General features: G+C 46.0%; 22 protein-coding genes, 2 riboswitches and 1 other annotated feature. Of the genes, 2 read left to right on the plus strand and 20 right to left on the minus strand.

Annotated elements, in window-relative coordinates:
- Nucleotides 1–23: 23 nt before the first annotated feature.
- Nucleotides 24–1,643, plus strand: coding sequence for an SGNH/GDSL hydrolase family protein (locus tag B9A22_RS11280; RefSeq protein ID WP_084575827.1), 1,620 nt, complete (start codon nucleotides 24–26; stop codon nucleotides 1,641–1,643).
- On the opposite strand, the gene B9A22_RS11285 is transcribed toward B9A22_RS11280, so the two are convergent.
- The 6 genes from B9A22_RS11285 to phoU form a co-directional block, all read right to left on the minus strand.
- A complete protein-coding gene (locus B9A22_RS11285; RefSeq protein WP_084575828.1) occupies nucleotides 1,612–2,520 on the minus strand; it encodes a prephenate dehydrogenase in 909 nt (302 codons plus the stop codon). The two genes, B9A22_RS11280 and B9A22_RS11285, sit on opposite strands and share 32 nt — an antisense overlap.
- The gene (gene aroF / locus B9A22_RS11290; protein ID WP_084575829.1) at nucleotides 2,517–3,533 is read right to left on the minus strand and encodes a 3-deoxy-7-phosphoheptulonate synthase; all 1,017 of its coding nucleotides are present in this window, start codon (nucleotides 3,531–3,533) and stop codon (nucleotides 2,517–2,519) included. Before aroF ends, B9A22_RS11285 begins: the two co-directional genes overlap by 4 nt.
- A 41-nt stretch (nucleotides 3,534–3,574) precedes the next feature.
- Nucleotides 3,575–3,817, minus strand: a binding site (T-box leader).
- A gap of 58 nt (nucleotides 3,818–3,875) precedes the next feature.
- Nucleotides 3,876–4,187, minus strand: coding sequence for a hypothetical protein (locus tag B9A22_RS11295; RefSeq protein WP_084575830.1), 312 nt, complete (start codon nucleotides 4,185–4,187; stop codon nucleotides 3,876–3,878).
- Between the two features lie 59 nt (nucleotides 4,188–4,246).
- Nucleotides 4,247–4,561, minus strand: coding sequence for a TIGR03905 family TSCPD domain-containing protein (locus B9A22_RS11300; protein WP_342747826.1), 315 nt, complete (start codon nucleotides 4,559–4,561; stop codon nucleotides 4,247–4,249).
- A 12-nt stretch (nucleotides 4,562–4,573) separates the two neighbouring features.
- Nucleotides 4,574–6,205 (minus strand): putative manganese-dependent inorganic diphosphatase, encoded by a 1,632-nt coding sequence (locus B9A22_RS11305; protein WP_084575832.1) that lies wholly within the window; start codon nucleotides 6,203–6,205, stop codon nucleotides 4,574–4,576.
- Nucleotides 6,206–6,218: 13 nt separating this feature from the next.
- Nucleotides 6,219–6,887, minus strand: coding sequence for a phosphate signaling complex protein PhoU (gene phoU, locus B9A22_RS11310; RefSeq protein ID WP_084575833.1), 669 nt, complete (start codon nucleotides 6,885–6,887; stop codon nucleotides 6,219–6,221).
- A gap of 203 nt (nucleotides 6,888–7,090) precedes the next feature.
- On the opposite strand from phoU, the gene uvsE reads away from it, so the two are divergent.
- A complete protein-coding gene (gene uvsE, locus B9A22_RS11315) occupies nucleotides 7,091–8,044 on the plus strand; it encodes a UV DNA damage repair endonuclease UvsE (RefSeq protein WP_084575834.1) in 954 nt (317 codons plus the stop codon).
- Nucleotides 8,045–8,050: 6 nt separating this feature from the next.
- Here the strand turns inward: uvsE and B9A22_RS11320 are convergent, their stop codons facing one another.
- From B9A22_RS11320 to B9A22_RS11385, 14 genes are all read right to left on the minus strand, one after another.
- The gene (locus B9A22_RS11320) at nucleotides 8,051–9,139 is read right to left on the minus strand and encodes an ABC transporter ATP-binding protein (RefSeq protein WP_176215489.1); all 1,089 of its coding nucleotides are present in this window, start codon (nucleotides 9,137–9,139) and stop codon (nucleotides 8,051–8,053) included.
- Between the two features lie 17 nt (nucleotides 9,140–9,156).
- Nucleotides 9,157–9,816 carry an ABC transporter permease gene (locus B9A22_RS11325; RefSeq protein ID WP_084575836.1) on the minus strand — a complete coding sequence of 220 codons (660 nt, stop codon included), beginning with the start codon at nucleotides 9,814–9,816 and terminating at the stop codon, nucleotides 9,157–9,159.
- A gap of 31 nt (nucleotides 9,817–9,847) precedes the next feature.
- Nucleotides 9,848–10,723, minus strand: coding sequence for an ABC transporter substrate-binding protein (locus tag B9A22_RS11330; protein WP_084575837.1), 876 nt, complete (start codon nucleotides 10,721–10,723; stop codon nucleotides 9,848–9,850).
- A 126-nt stretch (nucleotides 10,724–10,849) separates the two neighbouring features.
- Nucleotides 10,850–10,966: riboswitch (molybdenum cofactor riboswitch) on the minus strand.
- Nucleotides 10,967–10,978: 12 nt separating this feature from the next.
- Complete coding sequence (locus tag B9A22_RS26050) at nucleotides 10,979–11,467, minus strand: MogA/MoaB family molybdenum cofactor biosynthesis protein (protein ID WP_084575838.1); 489 nt, start codon at nucleotides 11,465–11,467, stop codon at nucleotides 10,979–10,981.
- Nucleotides 11,460–11,900, minus strand: a complete 441-nt coding sequence (locus B9A22_RS26055; protein WP_084575839.1) for an MOSC domain-containing protein — start codon at nucleotides 11,898–11,900, stop codon at nucleotides 11,460–11,462. Before B9A22_RS26055 ends, B9A22_RS26050 begins: the two co-directional genes overlap by 8 nt.
- Before the next feature lie 3 nt (nucleotides 11,901–11,903).
- Nucleotides 11,904–12,380: a cyclic pyranopterin monophosphate synthase MoaC gene (gene moaC / locus B9A22_RS11345; RefSeq protein WP_084575840.1), complete on the minus strand. Its 477-nt coding sequence runs from the start codon at nucleotides 12,378–12,380 to the stop codon at nucleotides 11,904–11,906.
- 31 nt (nucleotides 12,381–12,411) lie between these two features.
- On the minus strand, nucleotides 12,412–12,648 hold the full coding sequence (locus B9A22_RS11350; RefSeq protein WP_084575841.1) for a MoaD/ThiS family protein: 237 nt from the start codon (nucleotides 12,646–12,648) through the stop codon (nucleotides 12,412–12,414).
- 5 nt (nucleotides 12,649–12,653) lie between these two features.
- Nucleotides 12,654–14,603, minus strand: a complete 1,950-nt coding sequence (locus B9A22_RS11355; RefSeq protein ID WP_084575842.1) for a molybdopterin biosynthesis protein — start codon at nucleotides 14,601–14,603, stop codon at nucleotides 12,654–12,656.
- Nucleotide 14,604: 1 nt separating this feature from the next.
- The gene (locus tag B9A22_RS11360) at nucleotides 14,605–15,846 is read right to left on the minus strand and encodes a molybdopterin molybdotransferase MoeA (protein ID WP_084575843.1); all 1,242 of its coding nucleotides are present in this window, start codon (nucleotides 15,844–15,846) and stop codon (nucleotides 14,605–14,607) included.
- 1 nt (nucleotide 15,847) lies between these two features.
- Nucleotides 15,848–16,093, minus strand: coding sequence for a hypothetical protein (locus tag B9A22_RS11365; RefSeq protein ID WP_245823961.1), 246 nt, complete (start codon nucleotides 16,091–16,093; stop codon nucleotides 15,848–15,850).
- A gap of 100 nt (nucleotides 16,094–16,193) precedes the next feature.
- The gene (locus B9A22_RS11370) at nucleotides 16,194–17,282 is read right to left on the minus strand and encodes a tungsten cofactor oxidoreductase radical SAM maturase (RefSeq protein WP_084575844.1); all 1,089 of its coding nucleotides are present in this window, start codon (nucleotides 17,280–17,282) and stop codon (nucleotides 16,194–16,196) included.
- Between the two features lie 276 nt (nucleotides 17,283–17,558).
- Nucleotides 17,559–19,280 carry an aldehyde ferredoxin oxidoreductase family protein gene (locus B9A22_RS11375; protein ID WP_084575845.1) on the minus strand — a complete coding sequence of 574 codons (1,722 nt, stop codon included), beginning with the start codon at nucleotides 19,278–19,280 and terminating at the stop codon, nucleotides 17,559–17,561.
- 59 nt (nucleotides 19,281–19,339) lie between these two features.
- A riboswitch (molybdenum cofactor riboswitch) is annotated at nucleotides 19,340–19,450 on the minus strand.
- Nucleotides 19,451–19,775: 325 nt separating this feature from the next.
- Nucleotides 19,776–20,936: an iron-containing alcohol dehydrogenase gene (locus tag B9A22_RS11380; protein WP_084575846.1), complete on the minus strand. Its 1,161-nt coding sequence runs from the start codon at nucleotides 20,934–20,936 to the stop codon at nucleotides 19,776–19,778.
- 507 nt (nucleotides 20,937–21,443) lie between these two features.
- The gene (locus B9A22_RS11385) at nucleotides 21,444–21,803 is read right to left on the minus strand and encodes a hypothetical protein (protein WP_084575847.1); all 360 of its coding nucleotides are present in this window, start codon (nucleotides 21,801–21,803) and stop codon (nucleotides 21,444–21,446) included.
- Nucleotides 21,804–21,841 lie beyond the last annotated feature (38 nt).

A 21,841-nucleotide genomic window follows, 5' to 3' on the forward strand; every position in this document is an offset into this window, starting at 1 on the left:
CTTTAATCCGGTAGGTGTAAATATTGAAACGAATTATTATGATTACGCTCATGACCCTAACGCTGTTATATGCGCTTGAAGTTTCGGAAGCTGTTGGGTTTACCGGCTTTAAGCCCCATCTTCAGATTAACTACACCACAAACGAGTATATTCTAAGCTGGCCCCGACTGCTCTATCCCGCTTATTATGAAGTTGAAGCATTAAGCATCCCCCCAGTAGATGACCGAAATCAAGCCGATAATTCCCAGCGTATTGTTAGCTACCGCACGTGGAAAAACCAGTTGTCCATTGATGACAATTTTCCCTTCCACACATACTGGCGAGTCTCTGCTCAAACCTTGTTTCACAAGCCGCTGGGGAAATATTCGAACCATATTAATCTAACAGAGGCCAGCGGTCGACTCGCTGAGAAGTTTGACCAAGTCAAACCTGTGCCAACTTCTTTCTATCCGGTAAATGCACCGGCGTCAATTCGCCCAATGCTTACCTGGTCGGTGGTACCCGGCGCTGTGTATTATGAGCTCGAATTCTTAACCACAGTGCCGGAAAACCCCAATGATGTTTTTCCATCGAAAAACCAACTACGCTTAACCCGCGAAGTTTTCACAAATGGATATAATGCCGATTTATCCTGGTTTGAGGAAAACCGGATCTTCTGGAGAGTTCGTGCCCTCAACCAGAAAGGCAACCCATTAGGAGTATTCTCTAATGCTACAGAAATCTGCATTGACCGCACTATTATCCCTGTAACCAAACCGCTGGTTAATAACCGGCATAAACCAGCCCCCCTGCCTACGCCGTTGTATCCCGCTTATGCCTGGATACCCGTGTTTGGCGCTGTAAGTTATGAAATCGAACTTATGAATCAACCGCCAGAAAACCCAAACGGTATTGAGCCTTCCAGTTACCGTATCTGGAGCAAAATCGTGACAGGCCTGAACGACTGTTATGACGACCAGCCCCGCATAATTCCTGGCAAGTACTATTGGCGCGTTCGTGGTATTGATGTCGGCGGCAATCCGGTAGGCGGCTATTCAGATACGGCTGAGTTCACCGTTGACTTAACCAGAGGCCAGTATGCGGCTGCTTTTGGGGACAGCATTACCCATGGCGGCGGCGCTATCTCCTATTCACCGGCTGATACTGATTACAACTATCAGACCTATCTTCATTTCCCCGCCGTTAATCTGGGAAAGAGCGGTGATACCTCGGAAGCCATGCTGGCCAGATTTGACCATGATGTGCTCCCGTTTAAGCCCAAATATTTAATCATTCTTGGCGGCACTAACAGCCTGCGAGGTGGTGTTCCATCAACCCAAGTCATCACTGAGCTTGCGGCCATTCGCGACAAATGCCTTACAAATGGTATCAGACCGATATTTTTAACCTTACCACCTGTTAATCCAGGCAATATTGATGAGGTTTTTAAAGAAGAGACAGTATCCAATTGGCGGGAAGAGTTTGATGCTGTCAATAACTTTATCAGGCGAGAGCGCTATTTTATTGACCTTGAGCCTCATTTTACAGATGGCAACAGGGAGCTTCCTGATCATTTTGCGATTGATGGGTTACACCCTGATATTGAAGCCAAAAAGCTCATGGCTCAAATCATCAACGCCCATTGGACAAGGGTTGTTCGGTGACAACCTCTTCAAGCTTCAATAGTTCATCACGACGTTCTTTTGCATTTGCAAAAAACTGGTGAATACTCGCCCGGTCGCCCTGGCGAATGGCCTGGGAAACTTGACCGATTAACTGGCTGAATTTGTCCAAACTATCGGCAATTGGCGCAGCATTTGTCATACAAACATCAGCCCACATATCGGCATTAGAGGAGGCAATACGCGTAGTGTCCCGGAAACCACCGCCAGCCAGCTTGATGCTGCTGTCCTGGTCCTCGGAATAGGCGAGCAGATTTACCAAAGCAGCAGCACCGATATGCGGTACATGGCTAATCAAGGCTGTGCACCAATCATGCCGCTCGGCATCCATCTCGGTGATTCTGGCTCCTGTCCAGCTGATAACCTGGCGTACAGCCTCAACAGCAGTGGCGTTATCTGCCCCACTTGGTGTAAGGATATACCATTTATCGCGAAATAGTGTGCTGTCAGCAGCTTCAATGCCGCTTTTTTCACGCCCAGCCATAGGATGGCCAGGAACGTAATGAATACCGCAAGGTAGTAAAGCTGATATTTGTTCGATCAGATAGCTTTTGGTACTGCCGGTATCTGTCAGAATTGCACCTTGTTTTAAATAAGGTGCAATTTCTTTTACCAACGCAGCAGCTTGCAGCACTGGCGTACAGATAAAGATCATATCTGCGTTAGCAACCCCTGCTCTAGCATCAGTTGTAACAATATCAGCTGCACCACGCTGCCTGGCTTTTATCAGCGAAAGTTCATTGTTATCAATACCGATAACTTCTACCTTTCCGCCTCGCGCCGCTTTGAACGCCAGTCCCAACGAACCGCCAATCAACCCCATACCAAGAATGGCAATCCGCCTAATCGCTAATCTCATGCCATTCTCCTGCCCACGGCAGCTGCAACAGCCCCTACTTCGCGCATCATTTCCTGGAAATTTTTAGGCGTTAAAGACTGATTGCCGTCAGACAATGCCTCAGCCGGATTGGGATGCACCTCAATCATGAGGCCGTCGGCACCCCCTGCTACTGCGGCTCTGGCCATGGGCCGTACTAATTTCCATAAACCGGTGCCATGACTGGGATCAACAATAACAGGCAGATGGCTTAAATTTTTGAGTGCCGCTACAGCGCTTAGATCCAAGGTATTGCGGGTGTAATCCTCGAATGTCCGGATGCCTCGTTCACAAAACATAACATTGTAGTTGCCTTCACTCATAACATATTCGGCAGCATGCAGCCATTCATTGATGGTTGCGGCAATACCGCGTTTTAGCAATACCGGCATACCGCTTTTACCTACTGCTTTTAAGAGTTGAAAGTTCTGCATGTTGCGTGCCCCAATTTGCAGTACATCAGCATAAGCGCTTACAACCGGCACAGACTGAATGTCAACAACCTCGGTGACAATTTTAAGGCCGGTTACGGTTCTAGCCTCAGCTAGCATTTCCAACCCCTTTTCCTCAAGTCCCTGGAACGAGTAGGGTGAAGTACGCGGCTTGTAAGCACCGCCCCGCAGAAACTGGGCACCAGCCTCTTTTACAATCCTGGCTGACTCCAATAATTGCTCTCTGCTCTCAACCGCACAGGGCCCAGCCATAACTGTTAAATGTGAACCGCCGACAAGTACACCGCCAATGTCGAGAACTGTGTCTTCGTTTTTAAATTCCCGGCTGACCAGTTTGTATCCGGCTGTAACTGATATGGCTTTTTCCACACCTGCCATGGCCTCTAAGGGGATTTGTGCCATCAGTTTTTTCTCGCCGATTAGGCCAATAATTGTACGCAGTTTTCCCTCTGACAAATGTACTTTTAGTCCGGCCCCGGTTACCCGGGCAATCACCTGTTCAATTTCATTTTGTGTAGCTGTTGGGCTCATTACAATAATCATGTCTATCGCCTCCATAAAAATATAAAAAGTCCCATCCCCTATACAGGGACGAGACTTTACTCGCGGTACCACCCTGCTTGCTAAATAGCAAGCCGCTCTTTTCAGGTACAGGAAATCCGATACCCTAGCCTATGATAACGGTGGCGTTCCGGCGCAGTCTACTTGGTACCTTTCGACCTGCTGCTCACGGGGGTATTTCAATAAGCACGCCTACCGAGTCACACCACCCCCCGGCTCTCTGAAAATAGCGCAGTTTATTTACTTATCCCATTCATTGCATTTTTATATGCTGTTGCAAATGAATATACCAGATAAATTAGTTAGTGTCAATAGTTCGAGTGCCTATTTAGGCGCAATTTTACGAAACCTGATATTATACCATTCTACTCCACGTTCAGGCAGCTGCTCCCAGCCGGCCTTCTCTAACCGGCCAATCAAGCCCTCTAGCGCCTCTTTATGACGCTTATTTTTTTTATCTGGGGTAAATGAACATGACATAATCTCAATGCTGACCGACTTCTTGATAATAGTATCGTTACTGTCACTATTATTTATACCATCTGTATCCCACATTCGTGCCTGAAATTCACCAATATCGCGAGGAAATATTCCCCAACGTTCACCTGTCATCTGATAGGTGATTTCACAGTACATAGCTGGTACTCCTCACATTTTAAAGAATAGAAAAGGCGACTATTACGCCGCCCACTCTCTTATTTAGCTTTTAACTCAGCTAACGCCTGAGCTAACTGGTCAGGACAGGAAGAAGCTTTATCGCCGCATTTAATCCCTTTTAGCCTGCTAATAACCTCTTCAACCTTCATTCCTTCAGCAAGCCGGCTTACGCCTTGGAGATTGCCTGAGCAGCCGGATTGAAATTCAATCTTTTTTACAATACCGTCTTCTACGATAAAATCGATTTTTTTTGCGCATACGCCGCTGGTGGTATAAGTAGTCATGTTTTCCGCATTCCTTCCCACATGTGAATTCTGGACATAATTATACCACATAACGCCAACAGCTTTCATTATATTTTCAAGTTAAAGCTGCCGAACGGCATCAATCAATGGCGGTACTACCTGTTTTTTTCGCGACATTACACCAGGCAAATACCATGTACCATCTGGTCTTCCCTCGCCAAAAGCGGCAGCGATTAGCCCTGATGGCTGCCCATAATGCAGCAGATAAGTAGCCTCATCCAATATGCCTGTGACAAGCAAGATCGCCATATTGTACTGCTCTTTCTCACAGATCGCCTGCAAGGCAATTTTGAGCTCTGTTTGCTGTTTTAGCACCGCTTCTGGGTCCATAACTGAGATTTGACTAATAGCAACATAATATTCACCAATCTGAAATTCTTTCAGGTCGGTAGCGATAATATCGCTTGGAGTCAACTTGTCAATAACCGAACCGGCTTTAAGCATAGACATGCCAAACTCCTGGATGTCAAGCTGGGCAATTTGAGCCAGTTTGGTTGCGGTATCACGGTCCTTTTCGGTTGCTGTCGGCGATTTAAACAATACTGTGTCTGACAGAATGGCAGCAAGTAAAATTCCAGCAATATCCGCAGGTATTGGAACATTTCTATGCCAATGCATGTTAGCAACAATAGTGGCCGTAGATCCCACCGGCTCATGCCTAATAAAGATGGGTTCACTGGTTTCTAGCCCCCCCAGCCGGTGATGGTCAACAATCTCAAGAATTTTAACTTCCTCTATACCGTCTACCGCCTGTGAACGCTCGTTATGGTCAATTAAAATAATTTGGTCACGCTCTGGCACAATAAGCCGGTCACGGTCAATGAGTCCGACTAACTTACCATTTTGGACAACAGGATAATTGCGGTATCCAGTACGAATAATAATGCTTTTTATATCGGCAACCATATCGTCAGGTTTAAAAGCAGTTACAGCAGGTTTCATGATTTTTCCCACTGGAATGCTTTGGTTGATAAGCCGCCCGCAGGTATAGGTATCATAAGGTGCCCTGATAATATACGTTCCTGCCGCCTGAGCGGCAGTTTCAACCTCTGTTGCCACATCAAAATCACCAGTTACAATCAAGCAAGCGACACCGACCTCAATACAGGTCAGCTGAACATCGGTACGGTTGCCAACCAGAACAATGTCACCAGGTTTAATCACTTTGGCCATGGTTTCGGTACGGGAAGCAGCAATTTTAACGCTGCCAATAATTCTTCTGGATAAATCTCCACCACAAATGAGTGTCCCGTTAAGACACCTAAGAATTCCACCATAGTCAACTCCGGTTTCTCGCAAATCTTGCATTCCCAGTTCATTTACATACCGTTCAGCCAAATCTCCGACAGTGACTATGCCCACTAAATTGCCGTCACTCTCTACAACAGGAATTGATTTTACACTATGCTGTTTGATAAGCTGGCCAAGCTTTCTCAGGGTATTCCAGGGATGAATGGCAACAAGTTTTTCGTGCATAACATCTTTGGCCCGCGGATACATGTCAAGGATAAGCTGGGGCGACTGTACGCCAAAGAAGTCCAGTACATATTTAGTTTCAGCGTTGATTTTTCCGGCACGTGCCGGGATTACATGCTCGCCCAAAGCTTTTTTAAGGTGTGCATAAGCAATTGCGGAACAAATAGAGTCAGTATCAGGATTACGATGGCCAATTACATAGATAGGTTTGGACAAGCGTTTCTCACTCCTAGGACTTTTTATCTCTCATTCTAAAACCGGTAGCAACATAGAATACCCATTCAGCGATATTTGTCGCCCTGTCAGCTACTCTTTCAATATACCGAATAGCCACATTATATTCCAATACAACTTCCTGATTGTTAGGGTTAGCCATGGCAATATTCAAAATTTCTTTAAGCAATGCCTTATTCAGCTTATTAACAACAGCATCGCGTTCTCTTACCTGGCTGGCCAAGTCGGCATCATTAGTTTCATATGCTTTAATGGAATCAGCCAGCATACCTGCTGCCATATTACCAAGCTCAATTACCCGTTCTGACAGAGGGTCAAGGGCGGTTAGATCCAGTCTGGGGAATTTTTTTTGGACTATTTTAGCGATATTGTTGGCATAATCGGCTACCCGCTCAATCTCGTTGGCAATTTTAATGGTTGACACTAAAAATCGTAAATCTACTGCAGCCGGCTGCTGAGTTGCAATTGTGGTAATACATCGATCGTCAATCTCTTTATACATAGAATCGACTTCTTTTTCATATTGCCTTGAACGCATCGCCGACTCCACGTTATTGCCTGCAAAGGAGTTGACTGCTGTGATTACTGATAACGTAGTCTTTTCACCCATTAATTTCACAGCCTCGCGAATACCCGCAAGTTCTTGCACAAAATTAGCCCTCATCCAACAATCAGCTCCTTCATTATTATGCCAAATATAACCAGCACTAACCGAGTTACTTATTCGCCAACACACCTAGTAAACCCTGCTTTAAGCAAAGGAAACGTTTTTCACCCTTTTCCGAGTAACCAGTAATATGTTTCGTTATAATATATACTATAATGTATGCTGAATATGAATCTTTACGAAAAAAGAGGTAGCTGCCCATGCGAGTACGGTTTGGTTATGTAGCAATCGCTCTTAACATTGCCGAAGGTTCACCAAATAAAACCGTTACAATAAAAACCCTTGAAAAGATTGCTGACCCAGAAGGCCGAATCCACCGTCTGCGCCGGTTAACACGAGAAAACTTAGCCAATACACTTCGTATTCTCAGGTACAATTCAGGCCACGATGTATATGTCTACCGTTTTACCTCTAAAACAGTGCCACTGGCGACTCACCCTGTCACTGCTGACTGGAACTACATCGAAGAGTTTGCTGACGAGTGGCGGGAAATTGGTGATTATATTAAAAGTCGTAATATGCGGGTAAGCGCGCATCCTGATCATTATACACTATTAAATAGCCCCAAAGAAGAAATTCTAACAGCATCAATTAATGATCTTGACTATCATGTTAAGATGTTGGAAGCTATGGGCCTGCCGCCTGCTCCGCAGTTGGTAATCCATGTCGGCGGGCTGTACAAAGCGAAAGAAGCCTCGCTTGATCGATTTATTGCCCGGTTTAACCAATTGCCTGACCGTATCCGCCTGCGACTCATGGTCGAAAATGATGATAAAGTATACACGGCTGCCGATGTTCTCGACCTTTGCCAAAAAATCGGCAGCCCTATGGTGCTTGATATTCACCACCATACCTGCATAAATAGCGGAGAAAGCCTGGCTAACCTGTGGCCTGACATTATCAGAACCTGGGCTGGGGTTACGCCTAAAATCCATGTATCGAGTCCAAGAGATGATAAAGATAGCCGTAGTCATGCCGATAATGTAAAACTGTCTGATTTCCTGCCTTTCCTGACTATGGCCAAAGAAGTCGGTCAGGATTTTGATGTTATGATTGAAGCCAAAAATAAAGACCAGGCATTGTTCAAACTCATGGACGAGCTTGAGCAAACACCTGGTATTAAACGCGTGGAACAAGCTGTTATTGAACTATAACACTCATTATACAAGCTGAACCTCATCAGGGCTAAAAGCCACTTCGACGTTACTGCCTGAAGTTAAGGTTAATATCTGTTCACGGGGTGCTCTTACTGTCAGGGACAAGCCTCTAGCCTCAACTCTAATTTTGTAAGCCCCAATACCTGGAGTAATTCCAGCTACAGTTCCGCAGACAGTCACCATCGGCAATTGCCTAAGGGCCGAACCTTCATTAAGGATATAAATTGCATCACCAGGCAGACAACAAGCATTTGCCTTAGTATATAAGGAGTGGTTTTGACTAGTAGCACTGTTGCGTTTAAAGGCAAGGCCGCCAGGCAAATGAAAAATTGCTTCCTGACCGCTGACTTCTACCTGACAGGGCAGAATATTGTCCATATCAACTAAAACAGCCACTTCGCGGCTGGCTGGGCGACGAAGGACAACTTCTGGGCAGTCGTCCTGAATGATGCGGCCATCGGCTAAAACCACTACCCTGTCGGCGAAATACAGCACATCATTAAAATTGTGACTGATAAGCAGAACTGTCAGTTGATTTAGCGTAGCCACCTGTTTCAAATCAGTCAAGATGGCCGTACGCGACGCAGTATCAAGAGCTGCAAACGGTTCATCTAAGAGCAGCAGTTGGGGGCGATATACAAGCGCTCGCGCCAACCCCACCCGCTGTGCCTCACCGCCTGACAACTGTTTAGCCTGGCGGTCAGCTAAATGGTGGCACTGAAAAGTCTTGAGCACTGCCATTACCTGTTCTGTAATCTGTGCTTGCGGGTAGCTGCGGAATTTGAGCGGCAGCGCCACATTATCATACACCGTACCATCAACAAGCAAAGTTTCCTGAAACATCATTGAGCTCAGGCGGCGGGCATTTTCTTGCCCGCCTTTAGCAACATCCTGACCAAACAGAGTAAGCAAGCCTTGCTGATACGGCAGCAGCATATTTAGCACCTGCAAAAGCGTACTCTTGCCCGCACCATTAGCACCCGATACTGCTATGAGCTCCCCTGACGCTACTGCCAATTGTTCAATATCTAAGGTTAACTGGTTATTACGATATACTTTGACTCCAGACAGTTCTATAATTTTTTTTTCCATAGTCCCTCCGCGTGCACTCATTTCGCCGTCCGGTTCTGCAAATAGGTTAAGGCGGCAACAATGCTATATGCGACTACTAACAGGACAAAACTGAGTGCCAAGGCGGTATCATAGTTGCCCTTACCCACTTCCATAACAGTGGCGGTTGTTAATACCCTGGTTTGACCCTTGATATTACCGCCTACCATCATGGATGCGCCTACCTCTGATACTACACCGCCAAAACCAGCCATTACCGCAGCTAACAACCCCAACCGTGCTTCGCGAATAAGCAGCCGGTGGGCTTGCCATTTTGAAGCCCCCAACGATAAAAGCTGAAGCCGCAGCTTAGGATTCAAACTGCTTATGGCAGCAAACGATAAACCGGCTATAATTGGACTGGCAATAACAGATTGAGCAATGATCATAGCCCACGGAGTATACATAATCCCTAATATCCCCAGGGGTCCATACCGCCATAGCATTAGACTCACAACCAAGCCAACAACAACAGGCGGCAGACCCATTCCGAAGTTAACTATACTAACGATAATCTTTTTTCCAGGAAACTCATGGAGAGCCAACCATAAACCAAGTGGAATCCCCAAAATGACACTTATTAGAGTAGCCAGTCCTGACACCTTAATCGTCAGCCATGTAACTGCCAGTATTTCAGGGTCGCACCAAATAGTATCCATAACTTATCCTGTCCCTTTTTATGAATAGAGATTATAGCCCGAAATCTTTCTCGGTCTTGCCGCCGTCAGCAGTAAACAGCGCCTGGCCATACTTGTCTTTGCCAAAGGCAGCAATCAGAGCCTGACCTTCACTTGACAGCAAATAGTCGGCAAACGCCTTGGCTCCTTCTTTATTTACTTTATTAAACTTCTCCGGGTTTACTTCCATCACATGGTAAATATTAAGGAGTTTGGCATCACCTTCGACCAATACTTTTAACGAAATATTTTTTGCTTGTGCCAAATAGGTAGCCCGGTCGGCCATTGTATAGCCTTTTTTCTCATCCGCGATTTTTAACGTTTGTCCCATACCAGCTCCGGCTTCTTGGTACCAGGAGTTGCCTTGTGGTTTAATTCCAGTGGCTTTCCATAAATTTTGCTCCAATTTATGGGTACCAGAATCATCGCCGCGTGATATGAAGGAGGCTTTAGCCCCACTGATTGCCTTCAGCGAATCTACAACACTCTTGCCTTTGATTTGGGCCGAATCTTCAGCCGGGCCAACAAGCACAAAGTCGTTGTGCATGACCATGCGCCGGTTAATGGCAGCCCCAGAAGCAACTACTTTTTTCTCAGCATCAGGCGCATGAACTAACAGCACGTCAGCCTCACCTTTTTCCCCCATAGCTAACGCCTGGCCGGTACCAACAGAAATGGTTTTGATTTTATAGCCTGTTTTCTTTTCGAAGGCTGGAATGACAACATCCAACAAACCACTGTCTTGAGTGCTGGTTGTTGTAGCCAAAATCACTTCAGGTTTAGCTGGGGTCGGCACCGCTGATTCTGGCGCTTTTTGGCAAGCCGTTAGAATGAATGACATAAGAATGACCAACATAAACACAGCCACTTTCATTACTTTTCTTAGCATAGTGACACCTCATTCTTTTAATTAAGTTTTTTTCCAGGAACCCCCATACCGCTGCTCGAATTCCCTCCCTCTACATACCCATATAGAAAAACCGGCATTGCGAAGAAACTTAGCAATGCCGGTTTTTTACCGGTATTAATTTCTTCTTTTCGCAATGGAAGGTACTCCAGTTTCCCGAAGTACCTAACGGTCAGCAGTCATAGCCTTGGCTTTAGACCTACAGACTCGAAGATTTATATGCAATTATTCAATAGGTTACGGCCTGGCGCATTCGCTGGCTTCACCTTTCATAATTTCCAGGCCATGCTCCAGGGCCGGGAGTATAAACTCCAGGCATTCCCGGACTCCTTTGGGACTTCCTGGCAAATTAATAATGAGTGTGCGTCCGCGCAAACCAGCAGCCGCCCTCGACAGCATGGCGCGCGAGGTTTTTTCCAAAGACTTGGCACGCATAACCTCAGGAATACCTGGCACATGTCTGTCAATCACTTCTAAGGTAGCCTCAGGCGTTACATCACGCGGCCCAAAACCAGTGCCACCGGTTGTCAGAATCAGATCAATCTTCAGGTTGTCTGCCATATCAATCATTGTTTGGCTAAGTGCCTGGCGCTCATCAGGAACAATTACATAATGCTTGACCTCGCCAAGCTCTGCTAACATTTCGGCAATGACCTTCCCGCTCAAGTCCTCACGTTCGCCACGCGAACCTTTGTCACTTGCGGTAATAATCCCAATGCTAAACACTTTCAATCACCTCAATTGTATCGCCATTAGCCACCAAGCCACCAGTGATTACAATGGCAAATATACCTTCCTTCGGCATAACGCAGTCGCCAGCCTGATAGTAGATATTGCAGCGGGTGTGACACTCTTTGCCGATTTGACTGACCTCCATCAGTACATCCCCAATCTTGAGCTTAGTACCGATTGGCAGGACCGGCAGATTAAGCCCCTCGGTAGTAATGTTCTCGGCAAAATCTCCTGGATGGACATCTAGTCCCATTTTGCGCATTTTTTCGATGCTTTCTAGGGCCAGCAAGCTTACCTGACGGTGTTTAAACCCAGCATGAGCATCGCCTTCAAGACCAAGTCCAACTAAAAGATTTGCCTTTCCCACGTTTTTTTTGCGTTCACCCTTATTCTTACTGGTACAAACAGCTATAATCTTTCCTTGCATAGGTTATTCCTCCCGTATATAGTCGCCGCTCTTGCCGCCTGACTTAGCTCGTAGGCGGACATATTCGATTGTCATGCCTTTGTCTACAGCTTTACACATATCATAAATTGTCAACGCCGCCACTGATACAGCCGTTAAAGCTTCCATTTCCACCCCAGTCTTACCGGTGGTTTTGACCACAGCCCGAATTTCAACGGCATTGGCAATGTCATCAATAGCAAATTCAAGATTAACGCCTGTCAAAAGGAGCGGATGGCACATAGGAATCAGATCCCAGGTCCGCTTGGCGCCCATTACCCCAGCCACCTGGGCTACACCTAAGACATCGCCTTTACCCATAGCTCCCTGTTTCACCAGGCTAAGAGTAGACTGCTTCATGGTAATCCGTCCTTCGGCTACAGCCTCACGCTTGGTTTCATCTTTCACAGTTACGTCAACCATGCGTGCCTTGCCTGAGTTATTAAAGTGTGTAAGTTCCATTAGTGTGTCTGAACTCCTTCCGTTAGCTTCTTTAACCCCCGCCTACCGGCGGGAATAAACCTACCCGATCGCCGCTCTTTAGTGCCTGGCCAGGCTGAGCCTGTACGCCATTCACCATAATAATCTTAATCTCATCAGGATTAAGAGGAAGCCTAGCAATAAGCTCATCAATCGTACTACCCTCCGCGGCTTCCATTGACAGCACACCGCCTGGCTTATCAGGAAAATAATTGCGAAGTGTAGCAAACAGCCGAACCTCTAACACCATGCTGATCACTCTCCTAGTTCCTTGTTAATTGCAAGTATTGTGCCTGCTTCTGATAAATCGTACCCACCCAGCCGCTCAACTTCCTGGCGGAATTCAGGCGATTTCAGGATACTAACTATCATGTCAGCCATTAAATCCCCAGGCGGGAAATTCAAAATAATATCATAACACTCGTGTGATATCGGGATAAACTCGAGCCCCAATGCCATCGCCGCCGCCCTGATACCCATACCGGTATCAGCTGCACCGGCAGTAATGGTGGCAGCGACTGCCATATGGGTGCTGACTTCTTTTTCGTAGCCGTCAATCGTGCTGCAAGCCACGCCCTGTTTAGGCAGCAAATAATCCAACAGCATCCTGGTTCCTGAACCGCGCTGCCGATTTACATAGGCAATGTCTTCCCTGATTAAATCACTTAAGCCTTTAATATTCTTTGGATTGCCAGGCAAGACCATCAGGCCCTGATCACGCCGGGCCAGCCGCACCAATTGCCAGTTTATGTTAGCCAAATATTTGTTCACAAAGGAAATATTGTATTCTCCTGTTTTGTCGTCAAGCAGGTGAATACCGGCAATATGGGCCTCTCCATTCTTTATCGCCATAATGCCGCCCATGCTACCAACATTAGCGGCTGTAAGCAGCATGTTGGTCTGACGTTTTAGGAATACCCCCAGAATATCCAGGGCCAAATCATGGCTGCCGACAGCTAGCAATGTATTTAGCTGCTGTTGACTAAACAGTTTTACCTTGACCTCGGCACCAGCCGCCAGGCCTGGACTGTTTTCACCGACAGAGATAACACCTTGGGCTTTAATAAGTGATGATATGATTCCCGCCCCGCGGCTAAGCGGTGCAGCTACTGTTTTCCCTTGGATTGAGGCGACAGACACGCGCACAAATTCCTCTACACCTACATGCGAATAGAGCTGGCGGGCTAACACTGCCGGAACTTCCTGCAGTTGTGGTTTAGGAAGCCTTTGCCGCTGGTACAGCACATCTCTGACAAACAGTTCAGCAGTCAACATGGCTGAGACTGGGTATCCAGGCAGACCGATAACCGGCTTGCCGTTACAGAGTGCCAGCACCACCGGTTTTCCAGGCTTAATGGCCACTCCGTGCACCAATACCTCGCCAAGCTCAGACAAAATTCGTGAAGTAAAATCCTCAGTACCTGCTGAAGTTCCGGCGTTTGTAATAACCATGTCACTTGTTTCAAGACTTTTGGCAACTGCTTGTTTTATCTGTTCATAATTATCTGGCACAATCTCGTGGCGTACCGGTTCACCACCCCAGGTAGATACTGCCGCACACAGCATATGGGAGTTAACATCAAGGATGGCTCCTGGTTTCAGATCCTGTGACCGTGCCACAAGTTCGGTGCCGGTCGGGATAACAGTAACTTTAGGCTTAGCTACAACGTCAATTGTTTCAAGCCCGGCAGCTAATAAAGCCGCAATATCTGGTGGCGTAACCAACTGATGTTCAGGTAATACCATCTCATTGGCGACAATATCTTCACCAATAATGCGGACATGCTGCCAGGGTGTGGCAGCAGCAATGATCTCAGCAGAATTTCCGTCAATATGTACATCTTCAATCATAATGACCGAATTTGTTCCAGCAGGCATTAAATCGCCGGTATCAACGATATAACAGCTGCCAGGAACAAAGGGCTCATTATTTTTCAACAAAGTTAACCGTACCGGATTGGTCTCGGCTGCGCCAAAGGAATCCTGAGCCCGCACGGCAATTCCGTCCATGGCTGACCCGTTATAATGGGGTACTGATTGTTTGGCATAGGTACAGCCAGCAGTGACCCGTCCCAACGCCTGTCCAATCAGCAGTGTTTCAACAGGCAGACTGGAAAAATAGCCTGCAGCTATTAGCCTGCTCTGCCACAACTCCCCGGTTCTTTCCCTAGGTAAACATTCCAGGTATGCCTTTCCCTTATGCATGTTAGGCCTCCCTCATTACTTCGACAGTTACCACATCTCCGGCATATAAACCACTGCTGCCCTCAGGCACCTGTACGACGCCATCCGCTTGTGTCATAACGCTGATCAGTCCCGATTTTCCTAATACCGGTTCTGCGCGATATTCTCCCTCCAGCCAAATTAGCTTTACCCGCAAAAAATCATCTCTCCCAGGAGCAGAGGCACAATTCCTGGTCAATCTCGCAGAAATCTTGCAGCCTGCTTTTAGTGCTTTCAACCCCTGCAGCCTCTTAACTACCGGGATAACCAACATTTGGCAAATAGTCATCGCCGCTACCGGATGTCCGGGCAACCCAAATACCGGCACTCTACCAACCATCCCAAAAATTGTTGGCTTACCAGGTTTAACGGCTAATCCGTGAAAGACTACCTTCTGCCGCCCAAGCTCTTCTATAATCTGAACAGTATGATCCCTAGCTCCGACTGAGCTACCGCCTGAGGCCAGTACCAGTTGGTTTTCGTTAACCCCTTTACTAACAGCTGCCAACAGCTCATCGTAATTATCCTTAATAATCCCATAGCTAGTCACATGACACCCGGCTTCGGTCAACATGGCTGCCAAAGTATAGGAATTGACATCACGTACCTGACCGCCCACTGGTACAGTGCTCACATCGACCACTTCATCGCCGGTGGAGATAATCCCGACCTTCAGCCGCTGCCGTACTTTTACCTTGTCAATACCACAGGCAGCCAGTGCGCCAATTTCGGCTGGCGTTAGCTTAGTACCTGCAGCAATAAACATAGCACCTGCCTTTATATCTTCGCCTTTAGTCACAACATTCTCACCAGGAGCTGCCGGCTTTAGCACCAGGAGGGTTTCATGGTCAGAGCGTTCTGTATGCTCCAGCATAACCACAGCATCGGCACCAGCAGGCAACATACCGCCGGTCGGCATAATGACAGCTTGTCCGGAAACAATACTAGCTTCAGTTGACTGTCCCATGAAGACTTCATCAGTAACAGTGAGCATTACCGGAACCCCTTCGCCTGCGCCAAAGGTATCACGGCTAAGCACTGCATACCCATCAACCGTTGAACGGCTAAATGGCGGCAGATCAACACCAGCGGCAATATCCACTGCAGTGATCCGCCCCAAAGCCTGCATAAGCCCAACTTCCTCAGGTTCTGCTGTTAGTTCTGGCAGGCTGCTGTCAATTAGACTGGTTGCTTTTGCTAGTGGGATACAATCAAAGAAATCCATGTCAGTCTCCTTTGTCGACCCCAAAACAACCTAACTGACAGGCAGTAATTTTTACTTTGGCAGCATCAGCTGCCAGGCCGACAACAATGGGCGGCACACCCTCGGCATTGGCCAGTTGTGTTGCTTGAACACATGTCAGACGACCGTCTTTAGCCAATTCGCGTACTTTTTCCTTGATGACTTCATTTACTTGTTCCATGGCTGCCTCCAATAATTGATAAAGATTCATATCTTTATATTTTGCCATTTGCTTAATAATTCCTGCAATATTTTTTGATAACTTATATCTATATTACCTAAAATTGTAAATAACGTCACGTTTACATTACAAAAATGTGACATTATTATTATGGGCAAATAATTAGATCCCTCGCCCACAAGCAATCAGAGCAAGTTGGATTATTGCCCCAACAGTCAGCCTCATTGGTTAAGACTGTAGAACAACCATCTAGTAGTCTGCAATCTGTGCATGAGGGGTAGTCTGCAGTCCGCACCATCCAACGAAAACGAGCGTATTGGGGTGTAGTCCAAATTTCTTCTATACTTCTGTCCTTCACATTTCCAAAGCTATGAGCCAACATTTCCTTTTTACGTCCCATAATGTAGCAGCTATAACTATGCATAAAAGCATAACATGGACTGACTTCCCCCTGCCAAGTAACTGTTAAGGCTTTGTTTTCAACAAAGCGGCAATGCCTTGCCGTTCGCAGTTGCATATTAGGAGCAGCTTTAACAGATAAAAAAGTAGATTCTCGTCCAAACGAATTTAAATCCAATCCATTATCGTAAAGAATCTCATCTTTCATGCTTTCATGGTATGGCAAAACATTTGTTACTATCAGCTTATGAGCACCAATCCGGTCTGTAAGCGCGGGCATTGCGGGGAGTTTCCTAATGTTTTGTTTAGTTGCTACAAATTCCACTCCAAGCTCGGGTTTATTGGACTTTTTCTCTTTTTTCAACTTCTGTAAATACTCAATATTCCTAATAACCTCATCATAGCTTGCACCCGGTCTTATCGTCTCAAAAGATTGATCATCCGGCCCGTCGAGAGAAACAAATATCCAATCTAACCCTACTTCTATTAGATGGGATGCTACTTGAGGCGTAAGCATAGACCCATTTGTTATCATTTCAACAGACAGTCCCAATCCTTTGCATTTTTTAATCATTTCCAAAATATTCGGATGGGTAAGCGGTTCTCCAAAACCACCAAAATGAACGAATTGTAAACTAGGTAACCCTTTCATATCATCATACAGCTTGTTAAAAACCTGGATAGACATGTCACCCATTTGGTCAGTCCAAGAATGCCGGATACAAGTTATACAAGAGTAGTTGCATTTGGTGGTCACTTCCACATAGATTTTCTTAACATCCGGCTTTAATGGTATCGAAATATTTTCTTCTCCAGTGCTAAACTGGTAATGCTTCATAGCTTCCACCTACTCCATAACTACTATTCCTAAGCCTGAATACCATTGACTAGTTACTCTTGAAGCGATGCACTCGGCAAGGTTTCAAACAGTGTTCATTCCGATAAAGTAGACTTAGCTTCAGGTGGGGTTTTAACCCCCGCTGAAGGTTAGTCGCCCAACTTCCAGGGAAGCCTCCTAAACTCCCACTTATAGAAGAGGGAGTCTTAGCGCGGGTTAGTCACAGGATAAAGGAGCCCGGACAAATATCCGGGCTCAAGCAATACATTAGAATAATTAGAAGTTAAATACTTGTTTAAGTTCTTCTTTAGGAATATCAAATACCACATCATGGGGTTTGAGGGATTCAAAGCGGAAGAAGTCTGGCAAATCATCGGATTCGTCGCCAAAGCCTGCTGCTTTGTTAAAGGCACGCTCGTCACGAAGTACTTCCTTGCCAAGTTCGAGGTAATCATTAAGGGTGTAATTCCAGCCGTAGCGGGCGTTACACATCTCAACAATACCTTCCATACCTTCAGGAATATCAAGGATGGCAAAAGCTACGAACAGGCACAAACCGGTAGTGTCAATAAAGGAGGTCGCGATTTGGAAGTTACGGGACAGATCAACCTGACCTTCAGCTGCCAATGGGTCAGTTTTGCCGCTTACACCCAGGATATTGGTAGCAACAACATATCCGGCAGTGTGGTCAGCTCCCATAGTCGTGGTAGCGTACGTTACGCCAACACCTTTAACAGCACGGGGGTCATAGGCAGGAATGCCTTGGCCTTTAACGGTTGGCACGCGGGTTACGCCATATACTTTGCCGGTAACTGCGGCGCCTGCGCCTAAGATCCGGCCAAGCGGAGTTGCCTTACCCATTTCGTGGATTAGTTCAATAGCAGCTTTGCTATCGCCAAACTTTGCGATACCAGCTTCCATTGCCACCCCTAGAGTAACAGCCATTTCAATCGTATCAACGCCATAATCGTCACATAGACGGTTCATATAGGCAATGTCATCAAGGTTGTTTGCACCAATGTTTGCCCCAAAGCCCCAGCAAGTTTCGTATTCAAGACCGCCGGTAACCATTTCGCCCTCTTTATTCTTATAGGTTTGCGAGCAACGAATAATACAGCCTGGTGAGCATGCATGGGTTGGGTTGGCGCCACGGGCTTTAATCGTTTCATACATCGTTTCGCCGCCAGTGTCGTTAGCGTTTTCAAAACGGCCTTCTGAGAAATTTCTGGTCGGCAGGCCGCCAGCTTCGTTCAAAATGTTAACAAGCACGTTAGTTCCGTATGTTGGCAGGCCTTGACCGGTTACGGCATGGCTGGTCAGCGCTTTAGCCAGTTTCTTCGCACCAGCTCTAAAGGCTTCCTCATTCGCAAAGGCAATATTGGCAGCACCAGCATCATCAACAACAATAGCTTTTAAGCCTTTACTGCCCATGACTGCACCCAGACCACCACGGCCAGCTTGACGGGTAGGTTCACCCTCCTGGTCGGTAGCACCGATACAAGCTGAGGCCATTTTGTTTTCCCCTGCAGTACCGATAGCGGCTATACCGACCTTTTGTCCGTACTTTTGCTGAAGTTTAGCAGTAGTATCATAAATATTGAGACCTTTTAGTTCAGGGCATTCTTCTAATTTAATCCCGTCTTTGGTAACAACCATCGTGTACAGTTTACCATCTTGAGCTACATCTTCAACAATAATAGCTTCTGCGCCAGCGCGGGCAAGTTTATGGCCGATAAAGCCGCCAACGTTGCTTTCTTTAATCGTCCCAGTCAGCGGACTTTTAGCCCCGAAAGACATACGACCAGCATTAGGAGCAAATGTACCAGTTAAAAATCCTGGTGCAAGAATTAGTTTGTTGAGCTTCCCAAGCGCATGGGCATTGGCATCAACCTCAATTTTAACAATCTTGGAAGTGAGCGCCCGTCCGGCCAGGCCTTTGTACTGCTCGCCTGCGTCTTTGGTCACTGTAAGAGTGGCCATGTTAACACGATAAAACATGTAAATCTCCTCCTAAAAAGATGTGCATAGATTAAAAAACAAAAAAAGAGGTCTAAAAAAATTTTAGTACCTCTTCCTTTGCACAATGGCAGGCACGATAATTACTCATCATACCCTAAGGTTTATTATCTCCCAGTAGGGATGATAATAAATCGGAAGCAATATTCTCTTTTTTACCGCAACCTGAGACATACCCCGTAATTACAACTATTAACTCGCAATTCTCATGCCAACCCGTTTTCCTAGCAAAAGAGCGTGGCATCCTGGTAAAACGGTGATATAATCGCAACACTTGTGTCTCATTTGCGTCACATTTGTGTCACGTTTATGGTACACATATATGACACATTACTTTCAACTACACGACCATAACCGTCACGCATTGTTTTCACCCGGCCCTACTGTAATTTGGCAGTACAGCATGGGGTGGTTTCTTTCATGGAAACAATGAAAAAAACCACCCCATTAGCATCCTATTACTTAAAACAAACCTAACTAAATGGCTGCCTTATAGATAGCCTCAATCTCTTCTTGAGTAGCTTGTTTAGGATTGGTTAAACCACAGGCGTCTTTAAGAGCATTAGCAGCAAGAGTCGGGATATCGCTTTCGCTAAAACCTTTAAGATCTTTCAGGCCGGCAGGAATGCCGATATCGGCAGAAAGTTCACGAATAGCGGCAAGCGCTACTGCAGCTGCTTCAGCGGCAGGCATTCCAGCAACATCTTTACCCATAGCTTTGGCGACCTCAACAAATCTCTCAGGAACAACTTTCGCATTATAATCTTCAACTGCCGGAAGCAGGATAGCATTGCAAACACCATGCGGCAGATCATAGAATCCACCAAGTTGATGGGCCATTGCGTGTACATATCCCAGGCTGGCGTTATTAAAGGCAACACCGGCAAGATATTCAGCATATGTCATCATTTCTCTGGCTTCCATGTCATTACCATTGGCAACGGCTCTTCTCAGGTAACCAGCTATCAATTCAATCGCTTTAATGGCGGCGCAGTCGGTAACCGGAGTAGCAATTATAGAAACATATGCTTCGATCGCATGGGTCAGTGCGTCCATGCCGGTAGCAGCAGTAAGCGACGGCGGCATGGCAACCATTAATTCGGCGTCATCAACGGCAATAACAGCGGTAGTATGCCAGTCAACGATAGCCATTTTTATATGACGGCTTTCGTCAGTAATGATACAGAATCTGGTCATTTGGCTGGCAGTGCCGGAAGTAGTATTAACAGCGATTAGAGGCATCTGGGGTTTTGCTGATTTATTAACACCTTCATAGTCTTCAATCTTTCCGCCGTTAGCAGCAACTAGGGCAATACCTTTCGCACAGTCATGCGGAGAGCCGCCACCGAAAGATATAACGAAATCACAGTCATTATCTTTGAGCAATTTCAAGCCAGCATTAACATTGCCAACGGTTGGATTAGGCTGAGCGCCATCAAAAATTACATAGCCTACTTCCATCTTGTCAAGCAAATCGGTGAGCTTTTTGGTAAGTTGGATTTGAACAAGAACCTTATCACTGACTATTAGTGCTTTTTTAAAGCCCATAGGTTTGATATAATCTGCGATGTCCTCAAGACAGCCAACGCCCATAATGGTTACCGGAGGCATAAAATACCCGTAAGATTTCTTAGTCATAATAAAACTCCTCCTTTTATTAACTCAAGCTTCACTAGATTACCTAACCAAAAGTAACTCACTTGACCGGGGGAACATCGCGAGCCGGACTTTATCTGGTTCACCTCCCGTATTGACAAAATCTTCAGTCTAATTTCGACAAATTAACCCTGCGCCCCACCGCTATGACTCCACCACCCAAGGCCCCGGTGGTATAAGCCAACGTTTCCCGGTATCGTAACTCATTAGTAGTATATTGCAATTCTCATGCCAACCTTGTTTTTCTGGAAAAATAATCCTTTTGCAAACAATATCACGTTTTATCCTGTTAAAACTGTGTTAAAAGTGCGACATTTCTGTCATATTTGTGTTACATTTATAGCACACAAATATGACACATTACCTGATTGGTTATGCTACTTACATTGCTATTCTGAAAATAAACAAAATTTCACAAAAAAACCATCCAGTATCACCCTAAAGCAAACTAGATGGTTGTGCCATAGTACCCACATTGTACATCGTTCGTTAATGGGGGATAATAAGTTTACGAACTGCTTCTAGCCATTTCATAGCAACTTGCTTAGCTTTGGGATAATCAGTATGGTATTCACTAATTTTAATTTCACGACGCTCCAGATCAGGAAATACTGCAAATCCAGAAATGTGGTATCCTTCTGGACTAGCTAATATTTCAACAAAGATGGCGTCGAGAGTATACGGATGTACAAAATTTGTGTACGGCTCATAATAAATCGCACATTCAAAACTCTCCTGTAGATTCTTGTTTACCTGCTCCACCCATACGTAGTGATGAGTGAAAGCAACTGGGCGAATCGGGTTTTCAAGGGTATATAGTGTAGGAATACGAAAAGTAATTTCCTTCAAAAGTTTGTACCTTCCTTTTTAAGTAAATAGTGTAACGT

Source organism: Sporomusa malonica (assembly GCF_900176355.1).
GTDB lineage: Bacteria > Bacillota > Negativicutes > Sporomusales > Sporomusaceae > Sporomusa > Sporomusa malonica.